Genomic DNA, 16,056 nt, shown 5'->3' on the forward strand with positions numbered 1-16,056 from the left:
CGAGTAGGCTTTTGAAACTATGAAAGTTTCGTCAATAACTGATTTAAATCTTTTTTCGTTTTCGTCGTTAATGATTTCATTTTATTAATATCGATTTTTTCTTTCTCCGCTCCTACAATTAACGGATACATACTTTGACCGATTGTTTTAGAATCCGTCGGATGTGATGCTTCTAGCTCTTTTTCAATCACATCCCACTTTTCATTAATTTGTTTGCCAAGCTTATTCACTGTTTCCAATTTTGGATTAGCAGCTAACTGCTTGTCCAAGCTATCAATTAATGCTACAACTTCTTTAACATTCGTTTTCACAGCAACACTTTTCTTCGGATCTTTCGTTGTCTTTCCGTTATTGTTTGTGCTTGTACTTGTACTTGTGCTTTGATCTGTTGTTTTCCCGCTAGTCGTTTGATCATTCGTTTTTCCTGTCGTCTCTTTTTCTTTTGTTTTTACATTTTCGTTTTGAGTTGACGTTTTGCCGTTACTTTCTGTCCCTGATGATTCTTTCGTATTTTTTGCATCCTTATCTGTTTTTTCATTTGAAGAAGTATTTGTTTCTTTTTCAGTATCTTTCGTTGTTTTTGACGCTTCATCTGCACTTGTCGTTTTTGCTTCTCCATCATTTTGCGCAGTTACTTGCTCTTTCTTTTCCGTTTCTTTATCTGCTGAAGGACTACAAGCTGCCATAGTAAGCATTGTACCAATTGTTATCGATGCGATAGCGACCTTTTTCATTTTCATATAAATCCCCCTATGTTTTACATAATTTATCCTCCCCTTTACGATTCGATTCCCCCTTAAAAAATCCCTTTTCATACGAATTATCATCTTTCCGACAGTAATCTTCATAATAATACGTACAAAAACTGATAAACTCATTTTAATATTCGAGTTTCTTCTACTTCATTTTTCTACTCGCAAGTAAAAGAAAAAGAGTATATTGTCACATTAAGAATTACTATCTTCATATGACGATATACTCTTCTATCAAATTTTTATCTTTCTTGACATTTTATTTATACAAAAAAATAAAATTTTCTTTCGTTTTTTGTTTCTCAACATTTGTTAACATAATATTTTTATGAATAACCACCATTCGAGTGAATGACTTGCCCAGTAACCCATTTCGCTTCTTCACTTACTAAAAAAGAAATTAAGCGCGCAGCATCCACCGGTTCTCCTACTTTACCTTGTGGGAACTTCCATACTAAATGATGCTTCAGCTCCTCTGTAATCCATCCTGTATTCGTCGGTCCTGGATCTACAGCATTCACTGTAATCCCCTTCTCCATCGCAACTGGTGCTACTGACTTTGTAAATGCTTCAATTGCCCCTTTCGTTGCTGCATATGCAAGTTCATCTGGCATTGGACCTACTGACTGTCCCGAAGTAAGATTAATAATACTCCCGCCCGTTTTAAGTGAATAATGTTTTATAAACAATGAACTTAATAGCATAGTAGCCCGAACATTAACTGTATAATGTTTATCCAACTGCTCTACATCTAATTCCTCAATCCTCGTATGAGTAGAATATACTGCATTATTAACTAGAATAGATGGATCACCTAACCGTTCTGATACCATATAAAACAAACGATTTGGCGAATAAGACTGCGATAAATTGATTTCTGCCATTTCACATCGAACATCGTAACTTTCAATTTCCTTTTTCAGCAAAAAGGGTTCTTGATCACTCATTCCCCATGGCATCGCTTTATCATACTTTGGCCAGTACGTGAAAAAAATGTCTATCCCCTTTTGAGCAAGCACCTTGCATACAGCTGCACCAATTCCATTCAGACGAGTTGCCCCTGTTACAATTGCTATTTTCTTCACCTTTTTCTCCTCCATCTATACACAGATCCCCTGCATGAATACAGAGGATCTATCTTCTTATTGAATATTTGACAGTATACGTTCAGCACCTAATTTTAACATTTTAATAAAGATATAATTTACAATCGTAAACATTACAAATAAAACGATAAACATAACCCACAGTCCGACATGAAGGAAGAAGTATAATACACTTACTCCCCCCACAATAATTAAAGCTATTAAAATATTAGCTAAAAAATTCCACAAAGTTGTATATCGACTTTTAAATAATTTCTGCTCTGTATCCCAATGAATATCTGCAGTTTGCGCGTCCCAGCGTGTTCCGATTAAATTAATTAATAACAACCCGTTCGCACTTAGTAAAAACCACAGTATCATAAAGACTGGAGAAATCCCAGCTACAACTGCCATCGTAATACCGAATACTGCTAAAATGATCACATTAATTAACCAAGCAGTGATTGCTTTCGCAAAAAAGATATCCGAAGCCTTTACTGGTAAATAACGATTCACAAACCAAGAGCTTCCATCTCGTGAAAATGACGTTGTTGCAATGACGTTACTACCCATTAAAAATAACGATGCACAAAGGCCAACACCAATTGCAAATCCCGTTGTCTCTGGATTGTTAATATACTCTGTAATAAACTTTAAATTTCCATCTTGCACAAATAAAATAAAGAACAACATAATTGGCATAACGAAAGTTTGTACAATGCAATTTAAGAAAAATTGTGGTGTACGGAATAACGTTTTAAATTCTTTTTTCACATACGCTTTTAAATGCGAACTTTGTACTGTTGATTTCTGTAAACCTTCCGCCGAAATAACTTGTTTCTTTGCTGTACTCGTTGAAAGTCCAATAACCCCTTTTAAATATGTACGCTCTGCTATGTAATAAAACAACACAAAGAAGACAAATGAAATAACTGCAAAGATTATTACATATAAAGGTCCCTTCCAATTTGCATTTTCTACTAATGCTACTGCTCCAAAATATGTAGTTGGAAAATAGTTTGTCATTTGTACTAAAAGAGAAGACTGGTTGTTTGCAAGGTAATCCGCAATTGCATCTTCAGAAAACGAACTTTTATTTTTCCACTGCAAAAATAAGTTAATTCCTACAATAAATAGTATACTTACGATTCCAATAAATATATTTCCTCGGTCTTTATTTTTCGCTATATTTGTATACCTCATAATAACTGTCATCAGTAACGAAGCTAGTACTAACGGCACAATTGGGAAGAGTAAGTAAATGAAAATCATATATATGTAATATGTAATAAATGCGCCACTTTTTAAACCGTACGTAATAAAGATCGGTAATAAAATAAATGAACTCATTACGTATTGTGTAATTAATACTGTTAAAAATTTGGCTGAAATAATTTGCGCTGGTTTTAATGGTAATGGTAATAACATTTCAATGTCATTGCTGTAGTAAAATACAGTTAAAATGTTCGTAATACTCATTAAAAATACCCATATACTCGCAATCGCAAGTCCCATTGCGATAATCATTCCTGGATCTTGCCCTAAATGTATCATTCCCTCATACATTGCATGCGTGATAGAACCAAACAGTAAAAAGCCGACAAATAAAATAGCTGCAAATGAAAATACATACGCCCATCGCTTCTTCTTATCTGTTATAAAATCTGCGTAATTTAACTTTAATAGTACCTTCGTTAACGTCCAAATTTTACTCATTGCCCGTCATCTCCAAGAACATTTTTTCAAGTGATTCATTGGATTTAAAATGATCTCTCATTTCATCTAAATTTCCTTTAAACTGCAAATTCCCCTTATTAATAATAGCAACCCGGTCACATATTTTTTCCGCTACTTCTAATACGTGTGTAGAGAAAAATACAATCTTTCCTTTATCCGCATGCTCTCTCATCATTTCTTTTAAAATATATGCAGATTTCGGATCAAGCCCAGTTAATGGTTCATCTAAAATCCATACATCTGGCTCATGTACGAGCACACCAATAATAACGATTTTTTGTCTCATACCGTGCGAATAACTTTGAATTTGATCAGATAAAGCATTATAAAGATCAAACTTCTTCGCTAAAGACTCTATTCGTTCTTGTCGTACTTCTTTCGGCACTTCATACATATCGGCCATAAAGTTTAAATATTCAATTCCTTTTAATCGTAAAAACATATCTGGACTATCTGGTACATAACCAAACGTCTTCTTCGCTTCCATCGGCTCTTCCATAATATTTTTTCCGTTAATCGTAATAGTCCCTTTGTCCACCCCGTGAATACCAGTAATCATCTTAATTGTCGTTGATTTACCCGCACCATTCGGTCCTAAAAATCCAAAGATTTCGCCGCTAGGTACAGATAAACTTAAGTCTTTTACTGCATAGGTAGACCCATTATAACTTTTTGACACATTCGTAATTTCAATCATTCCATCCAATCCTTTCCTTAATTACCAAATAACTATATTGATATTATAGCATAGTTCTATTTTAAGATTTTTACATTTTTCAGTATATTTAACCTTTAAAATAAATATACACCCCTAATCCAACAACTAAAACGACAGCTAGTATAATATAAATCATTGTTAAGCGTTTAATATTCCCCTTTGTCGCTTTGCTATAATTTGCATCACCATTCCGCCCAATTAACACCGTCGCAATGACAGTAATCACTACAAGTAATACAACGATCATGATCCAAGTTAGCATTTCTTCCTCCCCCTCCTTACAACCATTTTACAATATTATCCTCTTTATTTCGCAGCATATTTCCTCTTTTTACTATTATTATGAAGCAAACTGGAAAACTATTATTACCATTCCTATCCAATTGTGATATATTTGTAACATAACGTGACTTATTTCTAACAACGTAAGGAGGACCTATCATGAAAACAACTTGGATAAAATATTTAGGATTTCTCGGTTTCTTCGGTTTCCTCGGATTTTTTTATGAAAAAGGATTGTTTACTATGTTCTGTTTCTTCTCCTTTTTCACATCGTATAGAACAGTTCAACACGATGAACTGTTTGAACAAATTGTCAATAAATCGTGCCGCAATGCATTTATCGTTACGTTACTAACTACCGCAATCATTATGTTTATTGAAATGTTATTTCCAAACCCGGCGCTACAAGAAATTGATATCGCTCTTATTTTCGGCACACTCATTCTTACATTCGGTTTTTCTATGTTCTTTTATGATAAACCTGTTGATGAAATGGAAGATGCACCATGGCGTTCGTAACGAAGATAAAAGAATACCGCGCAAAATTGAACATGACACAAGAAGATTTAGCGAAGAGCGTTAGTGTGCGACGTGAAACAATTAGTCATCTCGAAAAAGGTAAATACAATCCTTCCTTACAACTTGCTCACGATATAGCGAAGGCACTACATAGTACGATTGATGAGATTTTTATTTTTGAGGATAAATAAAAAATACCGTCATTCTTTCCAAGAAGAATGACGGTATTTCTCATTGATTATCCATATAAAACCGCATGAAATACGCCTAATAGTAAGTATTGATCCTCCATGTAATCTCCATCATATGCATTCATCTCGATGTAATACATATCTTCCTCAAGACGAATATTCCAATCTGCAATTACATAGCCCTTTCGTAATAATTTTCCCATTCCAAATGAAGTTTTATGAACAACATATTCTTCTGCCTTATATGTAAAGGTAAATAAGAAATTTGCATCCAATAACTTTCCGTCACATACAAGTATTTCATGCTCTGCATCATGATTATCTTTGTACATTACTAAAATCCTTCTTTGGCGCTGCCTACTTACATCCTTTGCAATGACGCGAATATTGTCCTTACTATCCTTTATTTCATAAATAATATTACTACCAATTTTCGGAATAAAATCCAGCACTCTCATCAGCGTATTTTTATAATAGCCCCTTACTACACCTACTTGCTCACTTCCATTATAAACCTCTATCGGTGTCGTATCTGCTTTACTATCACACGGTCGTTTGTAAGAGAGCTGCATCATTCGCTCTCCTCTTAAGTACTGATCAAACGTCACAGGATATTCTATCATGCGCAGTTCTTTATTTAACTCATACAAATAGCGTTGAACACTCTCTATTAATGTTGTAGTAGCTATACGCTCTTGAAGTTCAAATTCTTGCCAGCTGGAAAAAACATTCCATTGATTATGATCCTCTTCATAGAAGAAACCAAGAATTACCTCTTCACGGTCAGCCGTTTCATATTTCATAGGCACGTTCTGCCCATGTTGAACTTGTTCCATCCACTGACCTAAATAAATCCCCAGCTCTGCAACCTTCATACATGATTTTTGAAAAAATACGCTGTCACTCGCGCAAATCGTTACATCTCCTTCGATAAAGCCCTTTGAATAAGCATCATACCGTGGCTCATCCTTCTGCGGGAGATTTTTGTCTAACTCAAATAAAAACGTTAACATCCTTTATTCACCTCTAGTTGTTACACTAATCATACATGACATCGCATCACGCTAGGAAACTATTTATATACGCATATTTAATTCACGCATTATAACACGTGAATGACCTTGTATAGTAGCTCTATTTTTTTGTTCTATATCTTAGTATATGAATTTATATGAGCAATTTTTCAAATATATCTATCGCAACTTACAATATATCAACGATTTTTCAAATATATCTATCACAACTTACAATATATCAACGATTTTTCAAATATATCTATCACAACTTACAATATATCAACGATTTTTTCAATATATCGATTTTTCGACAAATATCAGCACAATTAAAATGAAGCTACCTTTTCTTCAGCCACTTCTACAATTTCTAAAATTTGTAGCAGACTCTCCACTTCATAAGTCGGGTTAACATCTGTCCCGTTTTCTTTCAAACTCGGATTATACCAACACGTATCAATGCCGTAATCTTCTCCGCCTTTCATATCAGAAGTTAACGAATCTCCAACCATTAGTACGCTTGATTTATCAGTAATCCCAAACTTCTCAAACGCATAATCAAAAATCTCACGTGCTGGTTTTTGATGACCAACTTCTTCAGAAATAATAATGTGATCAAAGAAATTACATAAAGGCGAATTTCCGATTCTTGATTGTTGCACCTTCGTATATCCATTCGTAATAATACCTAACTTGCAATCTTGTAGATTTTCACATAATTGTACTGCGCCTTCTATAAGATGTACTTCTTTCCCTAAGTTTTCAAGATATACATCACTAAATTGCTGTGCATCTACGTCTATATTATGAAGTGCAAATAATTGTCTAAATCGATCTACTGCTAATTCACTTAGCGTAATCATTTTATTTTCTAAATCTCTCCATAATCCATTACTAATCTCTTTATAGCTTGCAAGATAATCATTATACCCTGTAGGCATATCAAACTGTACAAACGCATTATGTAATGCGTGTCTTTCCGTTTCAGGGAAATCTAATAATGTATCATCTACGTCGAATAATATAACTTTGTATTTCATGATGTTCTCCTCAATTCCTATTTTAAAAGCTTCGTTCTCATTGTTTAAAATTTATTTAATTCTTTTAACTAAAGCACACTTTAATTCAATTTTTATATAACTAAAACTACACCTCTGCGTTTAATAACTTATAATCATTATTAAAATAAGCATGTATCATGTGTCCACCAAATAAATCTCCATCATGATATTCACAGTATATATCATTTTCTCTAATTTCAATTTCATAGAGCGTAATTGCTTTTGCAAATTTTTCTTTCGTTATATCATATTCTCCTGCATCTACAGCATCCCAATTTAAATGTTCATCATTCTCATCATACTCAGGCCAAAAATCATTTTTGTAATTTATCAATTTTTCTGCTATGGCTACTTTAGCCTTTTTATCAAATTCTTCTATACATAAAAAAAGCTTCTCTGCCCTTTTAATCATCTCATTAACATCTACATATTCATTTCTAATATCCAATTGCCAATGTATTTCCCCATTTTTTTGGTGATATGCTTTACATGTCTCATTAAAGGTAAACAATCCTATTAATTCACTTTTTATTGATTTCCCCATCTCCTAATTTCCTTTCTATTATGATAACCCTCCATCAAATACATAGACATTTTCTTGCTTTTTCCCTATAGTTCATTATAGAAATCATTATAAATCACACGACTTTACCGTCACTTAACATAATAACACGATAGTAATATAAGTTTATATATTTCATTATGAGGCGCTTAACCTGCTCTTTATTGAATACACCATTATCTTCTATTTTCAACTACGCTATAAGTAAAAGGAGGCTAATTCGCTCAGCCTCCTTCTCATTATTAATCTTCTAGCAATAACTCTTTCATTTCCTCTAACGACTCTTTCGTAAAGCCAAGGGCCCTTTCAGCGTATGCTTCAACTGATCTGTATTGCTTTTGAATTTCACCAATCGCAGCTTGCAAGTATTCAGCACGTGCTTCAAACATCGCACCTAATATCTCTCTACTCTCATCGTTTTGTAGTTTTGCACCTAAAAAGGCCATCATTTTCTCGTTTAACTTTTCACGGAAACCGTTACTTAGTAAATAATCTTCCATTACTGTTTTCTCTGGTACACCTAGTAAAAGTAATAATAATGCTGATCCAAATCCAGTACGATCTTTTCCAGCTGTACAGTGGTTTACTAACGGTAAGTTTTCCGGGTTTTGCGCTAAGTTTAAGAAGCTTACGAACGCCTCGTTGCCACTTACGAAATCTTGATTCATTTTCACAAGATACTCACCTGGTTTTCCTAACATAGAAAGGTCACCAACTTGGAAAAACTCATTTATATTTAAGTCTTTCGCTAAGTCTTGCATAACTGGTAAGCACACTTGACGAGCACCTGTAATTTCTGGATTCGGCTTATGCTTCACTTCAAAGTCTGTACGGTAATCACAAATTAACTTTAAGCCAGACTTTTGTAAATACGCAATATCCCATTCTGTTAGTCCTGCTAATTCTTCAGAACGGTATAATTTGCCCCATTTCACTTTACGTCCATCTGTCGTTTCATATCCACCCATATCACGGAAGTTAAACGCACCTTGTAATGGCAATCTACGCTCAGCTACTGTCACTGCTTGTCCATTACTTCCTACTAGTCTAAAATATGGACGTTCATTTTCACTCGGGTTTTCAATTGTATATGATAATTCTCCATTTACCGTTGCAAGTAATTCTCCAGTTTCTTCAATATGTTCTGGTGAAGTACTCCAATAAATACGAACTTCTTCTATATTATTTTCCCACTTTATTTGTAACGTATTATCTTCAATTCTTTCTACAGTTGCTTGTAGCCAATTTCTTTGCTGCTCCATTCTTTCACCAACGCTTTCTCTTATAATTGAATCTTACCCTATTGTATTATGGGAATATCCATTTTGTCGTTCTCATTTTTCTTTTTATCTTACAAACAGGCGAAAAGTTCTTTTACTTGTTCAAAATTTGTACATGGATTACCGCGAAATACGTATGCGATTTGTTCATTACCTAAATCTTCGTATACAACTGTTCCGCGATTAGGGTGCGAATAAAACTCTAACCCGTTTATAATTTGTTTTGGACCATAGTTCATTGTCCATGAAGAAATAGGATAATACGCTTTGTTTTTATGTCTACAAACCCAAAGTGCATATAGTTTATTAACTTCGTCCCAATATACATACTGCATTTCGTCATTTCCGAAACCGACCGATTCAAGTTTCCAATTTAGTTTTTCATGAATTAACAAATTTACATAGGATACGTCATCTGGAGCATTCCACTCTCTACATCTTCCTATCTCACCCATTTCACTTCTCTTCGCTTGAAAGCTTAATAAGTGAAATGATGTATGTAATATCGTTTTCCCAAGCTCCATATTTACTGGTTGTAATTCAAATAGAAATCGTTCCATTTCGTCTTGGTTTACATATCCATGATCAACAGAAATTTCAACTTGTGTTTTCCATATAGATGTAACGTAACTTTCTTTTCCTTTATAATTTATACCTTTCCAATACACAAGCCCTTTATATTGAAAACAATCTCCTTTTGCTTGAGAAATACAGCTATCCGGAAATACTGGTTCCATTATATCGAGAAAAAATTCCTTTACTCGAAACATCCCAGTTGGAGTAACAACCTGAAACCAAAAAGTTCCCCACTTTTCACCTTCATAACGTTCTGAAACTTTTTCAACATTCCAGCCTTCTAACAATACATTTGGATACAATAACACGAATGAATGCATGGATTGCTTTAACATATATAGTCCCCTCCCGCTATACGAGTTCGAGAGTATACATCATTCATCCTCCTAAAACTTTCTCACATATCTCTCAGTTGAACTAAACAACTGACATCCGTTCTTTTCAAAAACATCCTTCATCCACTCATTTTGTATATTTGTCTCACCAATATAATAAGATGCACCTATTTCCTTTAAGACAAACATCGCACCTGCAAATAACGCAGCTTCATATCCCTTATTACGCATATTTGGAGTAACTGCGAAGTACATAAGTTTCCCTTCTTCTAACGTACCTCTTTCAATATGCGGGATTACAATTCCTATCGGCTTTTCATCGACATCCGCTGTTAAGCAATGTTCTTTCCATTGCTCACCAATTTCTTGTAGCATCATATGCACAAATTGATCATGAGCGACTGGTTCTCCCGTCGCTTCATTCCACAGTGAATAAAAAGCCTCTTCTCCAACTTCTTCAATAAGCTTAAAATCAATTTCACTTTCTACATCTTCTACTTCGTATATATCTTTAAATACAATCATGTTTTCAGTAACATATTCAAATGAATACGTTTCAAAACATTTTTTATACACATCATAATTTGGACTTTTTGAAGAGATTTCAAAATGTAGTTTTTCTAATCCATCTTTTTCAGCTTCAGCAACGCAATATTGCATCATTTCCTCTAATTGCTCTTCTGTAAAAATCTCTGCATTATTTTCTTTTATCATAATAGAAGAAGCACTTCTTCTTATTTTAAAATGTTTTTCTAACTGTTCTATCGTCGTCATATTCTTCCCTCATCTATATCATACTCGAATTTCTAATCGTTCTCCTTGCATGAGCAGGATTGTCCTTGAATATATAGAATACTAGAAAAGATCGCATCTTTAAAGTGCGGAGGAGGTTCTCCATTGGATATTACAGCATTGCAACAACAGTTAGAGCTTATACAACAAAATGACTACACGCAACTGCAACATATAGACGTAAATGAGTTAACTTTGAACATGCTTCAGTATATCGGAACGACTGATAGCTACGTTCGTTACCAACTTATATATAAATGTTTTGCGCATTTCATTCATCATGAATTCCTTATGGACGATCAGCTGAAATTACTTCTGCAAACTTGTTTAAGTGATGAGTATTTATATTGTGACATTTACTCCCCACATACAGATGGGGTTTTCACACGTTCTTACACTGTTTCGTTAATTGCGTTAATACTCCAATTCGCTAATTCGCACTACTTTTGTACAGAGGAGGATATCGAAGAAATAAAAAATAAACTCATTACATACACAAACTTAGAAACGGATTTTCGGGGCTATATTGAAAATAAAGGATGGGCTCATTGTCTTGCTCATGTATCTGATGCCTTTACTGAAATTGTTCATAATACGTATACAACTTTTGAATGGTACGAAGAATTAATTCATTGTTTATTAAATAAAATCTTTATTCCATCTGACCTTTTTCATAATAACGAAGATGAACGCATTGTTACTCCATTACTAGCAATGCTGTATCATGATTTTCCTCAGAACGATTTAATTTCTATTATTCATAAAAAAATAAAAAGGCTTCCTCAAATTAGAAAACGCCTTTCGCTTAATGAGTATTGTATTTTATGTGCCAATATTAAAACCTTTTTACGCACATTATTTTTCAGAACGAAAGATGACCATAACTTAGCCTTTACAGCACGTAAAACAGAAAGAATGTTAAAAGAACTTCCTAACTATTATTAAATACAAGGAGCAATGACATGGGTTATATTGAAGATATGAGAAATCTAGTAGGAAATCATCCACTTATTCTAATAGGATCACACGCCATTATATTAAATGAAAAAGATGAAGCATTGCTGCAGCTCCGTACAGATTTTAACCGCTGGGGCATTATTGGCGGTGCCTTAGAATATAACGAAACATTAGAAGATGCTTTAAAACGAGAAGTGTTTGAAGAAACTGGACTTATTATTAAAAATCCAGAACTATTCCGTACATACTCAGGACCAGATTTCTTTCAAATCTATCCAAATGGCGATCAAGTACACGGTGTACTCGTTGTTTATATTTGCCGAGAATTTTATGGGGAGCTTGTATGCGATCAAAGTGAATCAAAAGAACTACGCTTCTTTTCACTTGATGAATTACCTAATAATCTTCCTCCTGTTATCGAGAAGATTATTACAGATTATCTAAAAAAATAAGGGAACGCTTAACGTTCCCTCTCAAATCCAATCCGTTTTTTAATTTCCGCTAAATTTACCTTCGCAATAGCGCGTGCCTTCTCAGCACCGTTTTCTAATGCTTCATATAATAAATTCGGCTCATTCATATACATTGCGTACTTTTCACGAGGTCCAGCTAACTCACGATCTACAACGCGAAACAACTCTTTTTTCACATCGCCCCATCCGATTCCAGTCTCATATTTTTCACGTAATGACTGTACTTCGTCTTCTGTCGCAAACTCTTTATATATCATAAATAATGTTTCTAATTCTTTCGGTTCATTTGGAAGTGAAGAGTCTGTTTTGATTTTAAATATTAACTTTCGAAGTTTTTCTTGCTCTGCAAATAATGGGATTACATTTCCGTAACTTTTACTCATCTTCCTTCCATCAAGACCAGGTAAAATAGCTCCTTCTTCTTGCACTACATACTCCGGTAGTGTAAATGTCGTGCCAAATGTATGATTAAAATACGTCGCAATATCACGCGCAATTTCAATATGCTGAATTTGGTCTTTTCCAACTGGTACATGAGTAGCTTGAAATAATAATATGTCAGCTGCCATTAAAATCGGGTACGTGTATAACCCCATATTCACTCCCGCATCGACCTCTAACCCTGCTTCTTTATTTTGCTCCACCTTCGCTTTATACGCATGAGCACGGTTCATAAGACCTTTCGGAGTTAGGCAAGCTAAAATCCAAGCTAATTCTAGAATTTCCGGTACTTCTGTTTGCCGATAAAAAACAACATCTTCCCCAAGTCCAAGCGATAACCAAGTAGCTGCTACCTCTTTCGTATAACTGCTGAACTTTTCTGAATCATGCACAGCATTTAATGCATGATAATCAGCTATAAAGTACAATGCTCTTCCTTCATTATTCTTTGACATTTGTAATGCAGGTTTAATCGCACCAATATAATTCCCTAAATGCGGATAACCTGTCGGCTTAATTCCTGTTAACATTATTTTTTCACTCACACTAACTCCTCCTTTCTCAAAATAAAAAGAGCCCCTCATCCTAAAAAAAGGACGAGAGACTCCCGCGGTACCACCTTAATTAGCTATCATTAGCTCACTTCATACTTCAATAACGTGAAGTAACCGTCTTTACCTACTCATTTCAGTTAGAAGCTCCAGAGCCCATTCCATATTCATCCCTTACTGATTTCCACCACATATCAGCTCTCTGAAAAGTTTCGAATATGTACTCTTCTCTTTCATTGCTTTTTCGTTATTTTTTACAGTTTATCACATTTCTCATTGACTTGAACATAAATTTTCTGATTTATACAGTAGAAAATTTTCACTTGAACTGTCTAATAGTATGTAATTTTAATATTATTACTGTTTCCTTTTCTGAATCACTTATTACAGTATGAATTACATTTTGCAAATTTATCCACACTCGAGATATCCTGTTCTACATATACAAAATACCTTCATTTCTTCAAATAATAAAAAAATTACTAAACACCGTAAATTTATATACAGTATAATATATAGTTCAATCAGGGCTGTCTATATTATATTTACATTCATATCATTTCACCATAGAGACTCACTTCATTTTATCCTACTTTATTAATTCTTCACTATGCACTTCATATCGATATTTCGGATTTATATGGGAGTTTCTCGCTACAATTTGAAACTTTTTATCACCATGTTTTAATTCATCTGTTGTCAACGTGAATTGCTGATTAGAGACGTTTGTTTCTACTAACTTAGTATCCCCATATTTCAGCACTACACTTCCAACATCTTTTCCTGCCTTTCCAGTTACTACGCCTTCTTTAGTATCCCATTTCAATTTACTTAATCCATAATTATACCCATTCTCATCATATGGTTTTCCTGTTCTCCATTTATTTGATTCTATACCTCTTAATTTATTATTTGTATAATCTCCATATTTTTCATCATTGATACCAACTTTATTATTTTCATTCCAACAATTATCCGTAACAGTCCCATTATTTCCTGTTTCAATTATCTCGACGGGTGCATGTCCTTTTTGCTTCGTATCATCTGTAATCAGACTAGATTTTTGAATCCACCCCACCTGATTCCCTCGAATCTCAAACTCTTTATTAGAATTATTTAAAATGATACCACCACGCTTCACAGAATCACTTTTAACCCAACCAATCTGATTGTTCTCTACTAGAATTCCTTCAGTTAATTTTAGAGCAACACCACCAAACCTCGAGGAATCATCTCCTGGTTCTACTTGTTCAATAACATTATTCATAATCTTTGTTTCTTTAATATAACCAATATTTTCTTTATACCCTTCATCTAATGGATTTAATAGTTTGCCATTTTTCTCAATAGGGAAGGTCTGGTTAGTACCCCAAACCGCAATACCTACTTCTGATTTTTTGTTATTCTTCGGCTTCCATTTATCAATATGCTCAGCAGCATTTATATAATTCTTTTCCACTGTAATTTTCTTTGGTGGATAGTAATATTTCCCTCTATATTCGAGTCCACCTATTACAATTGGACGAGCAATACCTACAAAAATATTATTAGTAAATTCCATGTTCTCTCCACTGTGAGTATCCAATCCTTCCCAATAGCAATTATCAATAAACACACTGTCTCGCACCTTCACATTTTTACTAATTGGATATTTTGCTTGTAATTTATAACCCGGATTTGGAGGTTCTTTCATTTTGCGCATGGAAAGCGCTATGTTATAGTTCTTACCAATCTTTCCTTTCTTATCTTCACCTCCAATGTTTCTAGTCACCACATTTTGTATCTCTGCCGTTTCTATAGAATACCCTATAATTCCGCTATTTCCGGCATTTTCAACCAACATCCTCTTTTCTCCATCTACTGCCACAGATTTAGAACCCTTAATATGTAGTTCCTTAATTAAATCAAGCGTTATTCCATCTCCTGTAATATTTCGAATAACAACATCCTCTATCATAATATCCTTAAGATAATCGCTCTCATGAGGTAAAGTTGCTTCTCCTCCCTCGGTATAATGTCCTCTTGCAACAATACCATTTTGATGTGGATTAGACTTTTCATTACCTTTCTCTCCATCTAAAGTGATATTTTTCAGTGCCGTATGACTTTGCATACGGATAATCCCCTGATAATATTCTTTGCCATCTATAATTTCAATTGGTTTTTTTGGAAATTCCCCAAAACTCCGAACTAATATTGTCTTTTGACTTTTCCCACGTAATGTAGTTCCTTCAGGTAAAAAAATTTCATTTTTAAAATTCCACTTACCTTCTGGTACCTCAATGGTTCCCTTATTTCCTTGCTCATTTACAGGTAAAGACTTTACCTTATCTGTAGCTTGCTTCATAGCCTTATCATTACCTTTTACCATTGAATATGTATCTATTTCATGGCCTAAGTTGTTTAACACCCGTATTAGTGGAGCATTTTTATTTTCTGTTTGACTAGTCGAAACCGCAAAAGCTGACGAAGGTAAATAAGCATTCCAAATAAAACAGATAAATGCGAAACTAAACAATCCAACCTTATAAATAAATTTCATTTTATATCATTCCTTTCTATATTTTTCATTTTCTTCCAATTACTCTCCCTATTTTACATTTCCTTTTATTGTAATTAAAGGTTGTATTGTGAACAAAATAGTAATTTTTTACTTTCTTATAAAAAGTATCAACTATCACACAGTTGTTCTTAACGTTGCAAAAATTATTGTCAAACTTGTTCCGTTATA

At 34.0% G+C, this 16,056-nt stretch carries 17 protein-coding genes and 1 other annotated feature; of the genes, 4 read left to right on the forward strand and 13 right to left on the reverse strand.

Annotation, left to right across the window (positions count from 1 at the left end; all coding sequences use genetic code 11):
• Positions 1-17: 17 nt before the first annotated feature.
• The 5 genes from ACX9TM_RS16860 to ACX9TM_RS16880 form a co-directional block, all read right to left on the reverse strand.
• Positions 18-740 (reverse strand): hypothetical protein, encoded by a 723-nt coding sequence (locus tag ACX9TM_RS16860; RefSeq protein ID WP_065382075.1) that lies wholly within the window; start codon positions 738-740, stop codon positions 18-20.
• Positions 741-1,078: 338 nt separating this feature from the next.
• A complete protein-coding gene (locus ACX9TM_RS16865) occupies positions 1,079-1,837 on the reverse strand; it encodes an SDR family oxidoreductase (RefSeq protein ID WP_000716965.1) in 759 nt (252 codons plus the stop codon).
• 57 nt (positions 1,838-1,894) lie between these two features.
• Positions 1,895-3,553, reverse strand: coding sequence for a putative ABC transporter permease subunit (locus ACX9TM_RS16870; RefSeq protein WP_065382076.1), 1,659 nt, complete (start codon positions 3,551-3,553; stop codon positions 1,895-1,897).
• The gene (locus ACX9TM_RS16875; protein ID WP_000570204.1) at positions 3,546-4,271 is read right to left on the reverse strand and encodes an ABC transporter ATP-binding protein; all 726 of its coding nucleotides are present in this window, start codon (positions 4,269-4,271) and stop codon (positions 3,546-3,548) included. The genes ACX9TM_RS16870 and ACX9TM_RS16875 overlap by 8 nt, the downstream gene beginning before the upstream one ends.
• 88 nt (positions 4,272-4,359) lie before the next feature.
• On the reverse strand, positions 4,360-4,554 hold the full coding sequence (locus ACX9TM_RS16880) for a hypothetical protein (protein WP_000958863.1): 195 nt from the start codon (positions 4,552-4,554) through the stop codon (positions 4,360-4,362).
• 179 nt (positions 4,555-4,733) lie between these two features.
• Here ACX9TM_RS16880 and ACX9TM_RS16885 point away from each other — a divergent pair, with 179 nt between their 5' ends.
• Positions 4,734-5,093 (forward strand): DUF3796 domain-containing protein, encoded by a 360-nt coding sequence (locus tag ACX9TM_RS16885; protein ID WP_000859213.1) that lies wholly within the window; start codon positions 4,734-4,736, stop codon positions 5,091-5,093.
• Positions 5,081-5,284 (forward strand): helix-turn-helix transcriptional regulator, encoded by a 204-nt coding sequence (locus tag ACX9TM_RS16890; RefSeq protein ID WP_000896308.1) that lies wholly within the window; start codon positions 5,081-5,083, stop codon positions 5,282-5,284. The genes ACX9TM_RS16885 and ACX9TM_RS16890 overlap by 13 nt, the downstream gene beginning before the upstream one ends.
• A gap of 47 nt (positions 5,285-5,331) precedes the next feature.
• Here ACX9TM_RS16890 and ACX9TM_RS16895 read toward each other — a convergent pair whose 3' ends face one another.
• From ACX9TM_RS16895 to ACX9TM_RS16920, 6 genes are all read right to left on the reverse strand, one after another.
• The gene (locus tag ACX9TM_RS16895; protein ID WP_065212037.1) at positions 5,332-6,297 is read right to left on the reverse strand and encodes a tubby C-terminal domain-like protein; all 966 of its coding nucleotides are present in this window, start codon (positions 6,295-6,297) and stop codon (positions 5,332-5,334) included.
• Between the two features lie 329 nt (positions 6,298-6,626).
• Complete coding sequence (locus ACX9TM_RS16900; RefSeq protein WP_000875906.1) at positions 6,627-7,337, reverse strand: YjjG family noncanonical pyrimidine nucleotidase; 711 nt, start codon at positions 7,335-7,337, stop codon at positions 6,627-6,629.
• A 106-nt stretch (positions 7,338-7,443) separates the two neighbouring features.
• On the reverse strand, positions 7,444-7,902 hold the full coding sequence (locus tag ACX9TM_RS16905; RefSeq protein WP_063220412.1) for a DUF2262 domain-containing protein: 459 nt from the start codon (positions 7,900-7,902) through the stop codon (positions 7,444-7,446).
• A gap of 260 nt (positions 7,903-8,162) precedes the next feature.
• Positions 8,163-9,182 carry a tyrosine-protein phosphatase gene (locus ACX9TM_RS16910; protein ID WP_065212038.1) on the reverse strand — a complete coding sequence of 340 codons (1,020 nt, stop codon included), beginning with the start codon at positions 9,180-9,182 and terminating at the stop codon, positions 8,163-8,165.
• An 89-nt stretch (positions 9,183-9,271) separates the two neighbouring features.
• On the reverse strand, positions 9,272-10,111 hold the full coding sequence (locus ACX9TM_RS16915; protein ID WP_065212039.1) for a hypothetical protein: 840 nt from the start codon (positions 10,109-10,111) through the stop codon (positions 9,272-9,274).
• A 51-nt stretch (positions 10,112-10,162) separates the two neighbouring features.
• Complete coding sequence (locus ACX9TM_RS16920) at positions 10,163-10,885, reverse strand: GNAT family N-acetyltransferase (RefSeq protein WP_065382077.1); 723 nt, start codon at positions 10,883-10,885, stop codon at positions 10,163-10,165.
• A 123-nt stretch (positions 10,886-11,008) separates the two neighbouring features.
• Here ACX9TM_RS16920 and ACX9TM_RS16925 point away from each other — a divergent pair, with 123 nt between their 5' ends.
• Complete coding sequence (locus ACX9TM_RS16925) at positions 11,009-11,848, forward strand: DUF2785 domain-containing protein (RefSeq protein ID WP_000355451.1); 840 nt, start codon at positions 11,009-11,011, stop codon at positions 11,846-11,848.
• A 17-nt stretch (positions 11,849-11,865) separates the two neighbouring features.
• Positions 11,866-12,312 (forward strand): NUDIX hydrolase, encoded by a 447-nt coding sequence (locus ACX9TM_RS16930; RefSeq protein ID WP_000540452.1) that lies wholly within the window; start codon positions 11,866-11,868, stop codon positions 12,310-12,312.
• 8 nt (positions 12,313-12,320) lie between these two features.
• Here the strand turns inward: ACX9TM_RS16930 and ACX9TM_RS16935 are convergent, their stop codons facing one another.
• Both ACX9TM_RS16935 and ACX9TM_RS16940 read right to left on the reverse strand, forming a co-directional pair.
• Complete coding sequence (locus tag ACX9TM_RS16935) at positions 12,321-13,319, reverse strand: tryptophan--tRNA ligase (RefSeq protein WP_065212041.1); 999 nt, start codon at positions 13,317-13,319, stop codon at positions 12,321-12,323.
• 44 nt (positions 13,320-13,363) lie between these two features.
• Positions 13,364-13,571: a binding site (T-box leader), on the reverse strand.
• Positions 13,572-13,914: 343 nt separating this feature from the next.
• On the reverse strand, positions 13,915-15,867 hold the full coding sequence (locus ACX9TM_RS16940) for a hypothetical protein (protein ID WP_065382078.1): 1,953 nt from the start codon (positions 15,865-15,867) through the stop codon (positions 13,915-13,917).
• Positions 15,868-16,056 lie beyond the last annotated feature (189 nt).

The sequence above is a fragment of the Bacillus sp. LH1 genome (assembly GCF_057924895.1).

What these genes read in the sequence shown, in the direction of transcription:
- ACX9TM_RS16860 (WP_065382075.1), bottom strand. Translation starts at nt 740, where the DNA reads ATGAAAATGAAAAAGGTCGCTATCGCATCGATAACAATTGGTACAATG.
- ACX9TM_RS16870 (WP_065382076.1), bottom strand. Translation starts at nt 3,553, where the DNA reads ATGAGTAAAATTTGGACGTTAACGAAGGTACTATTAAAGTTAAATTAC.
- ACX9TM_RS16875 (WP_000570204.1), bottom strand. Translation starts at nt 4,271, where the DNA reads ATGATTGAAATTACGAATGTGTCAAAAAGTTATAATGGGTCTACCTAT.
- ACX9TM_RS16880 (WP_000958863.1), bottom strand. Translation starts at nt 4,554, where the DNA reads ATGCTAACTTGGATCATGATCGTTGTATTACTTGTAGTGATTACTGTC.
- ACX9TM_RS16885 (WP_000859213.1), top strand. Translation starts at nt 4,734, where the DNA reads ATGAAAACAACTTGGATAAAATATTTAGGATTTCTCGGTTTCTTCGGT.
- ACX9TM_RS16890 (WP_000896308.1), top strand. Translation starts at nt 5,081, where the DNA reads ATGGCGTTCGTAACGAAGATAAAAGAATACCGCGCAAAATTGAACATG.
- ACX9TM_RS16895 (WP_065212037.1), bottom strand. Translation starts at nt 6,297, where the DNA reads ATGTTAACGTTTTTATTTGAGTTAGACAAAAATCTCCCGCAGAAGGAT.
- ACX9TM_RS16900 (WP_000875906.1), bottom strand. Translation starts at nt 7,337, where the DNA reads ATGAAATACAAAGTTATATTATTCGACGTAGATGATACATTATTAGAT.
- ACX9TM_RS16905 (WP_063220412.1), bottom strand. Translation starts at nt 7,902, where the DNA reads ATGGGGAAATCAATAAAAAGTGAATTAATAGGATTGTTTACCTTTAAT.
- ACX9TM_RS16910 (WP_065212038.1), bottom strand. Translation starts at nt 9,182, where the DNA reads ATGGAGCAGCAAAGAAATTGGCTACAAGCAACTGTAGAAAGAATTGAA.
- ACX9TM_RS16915 (WP_065212039.1), bottom strand. Translation starts at nt 10,111, where the DNA reads ATGTTAAAGCAATCCATGCATTCATTCGTGTTATTGTATCCAAATGTA.
- ACX9TM_RS16920 (WP_065382077.1), bottom strand. Translation starts at nt 10,885, where the DNA reads ATGACGACGATAGAACAGTTAGAAAAACATTTTAAAATAAGAAGAAGT.
- ACX9TM_RS16930 (WP_000540452.1), top strand. Translation starts at nt 11,866, where the DNA reads ATGGGTTATATTGAAGATATGAGAAATCTAGTAGGAAATCATCCACTT.
- ACX9TM_RS16940 (WP_065382078.1), bottom strand. Translation starts at nt 15,867, where the DNA reads ATGAAATTTATTTATAAGGTTGGATTGTTTAGTTTCGCATTTATCTGT.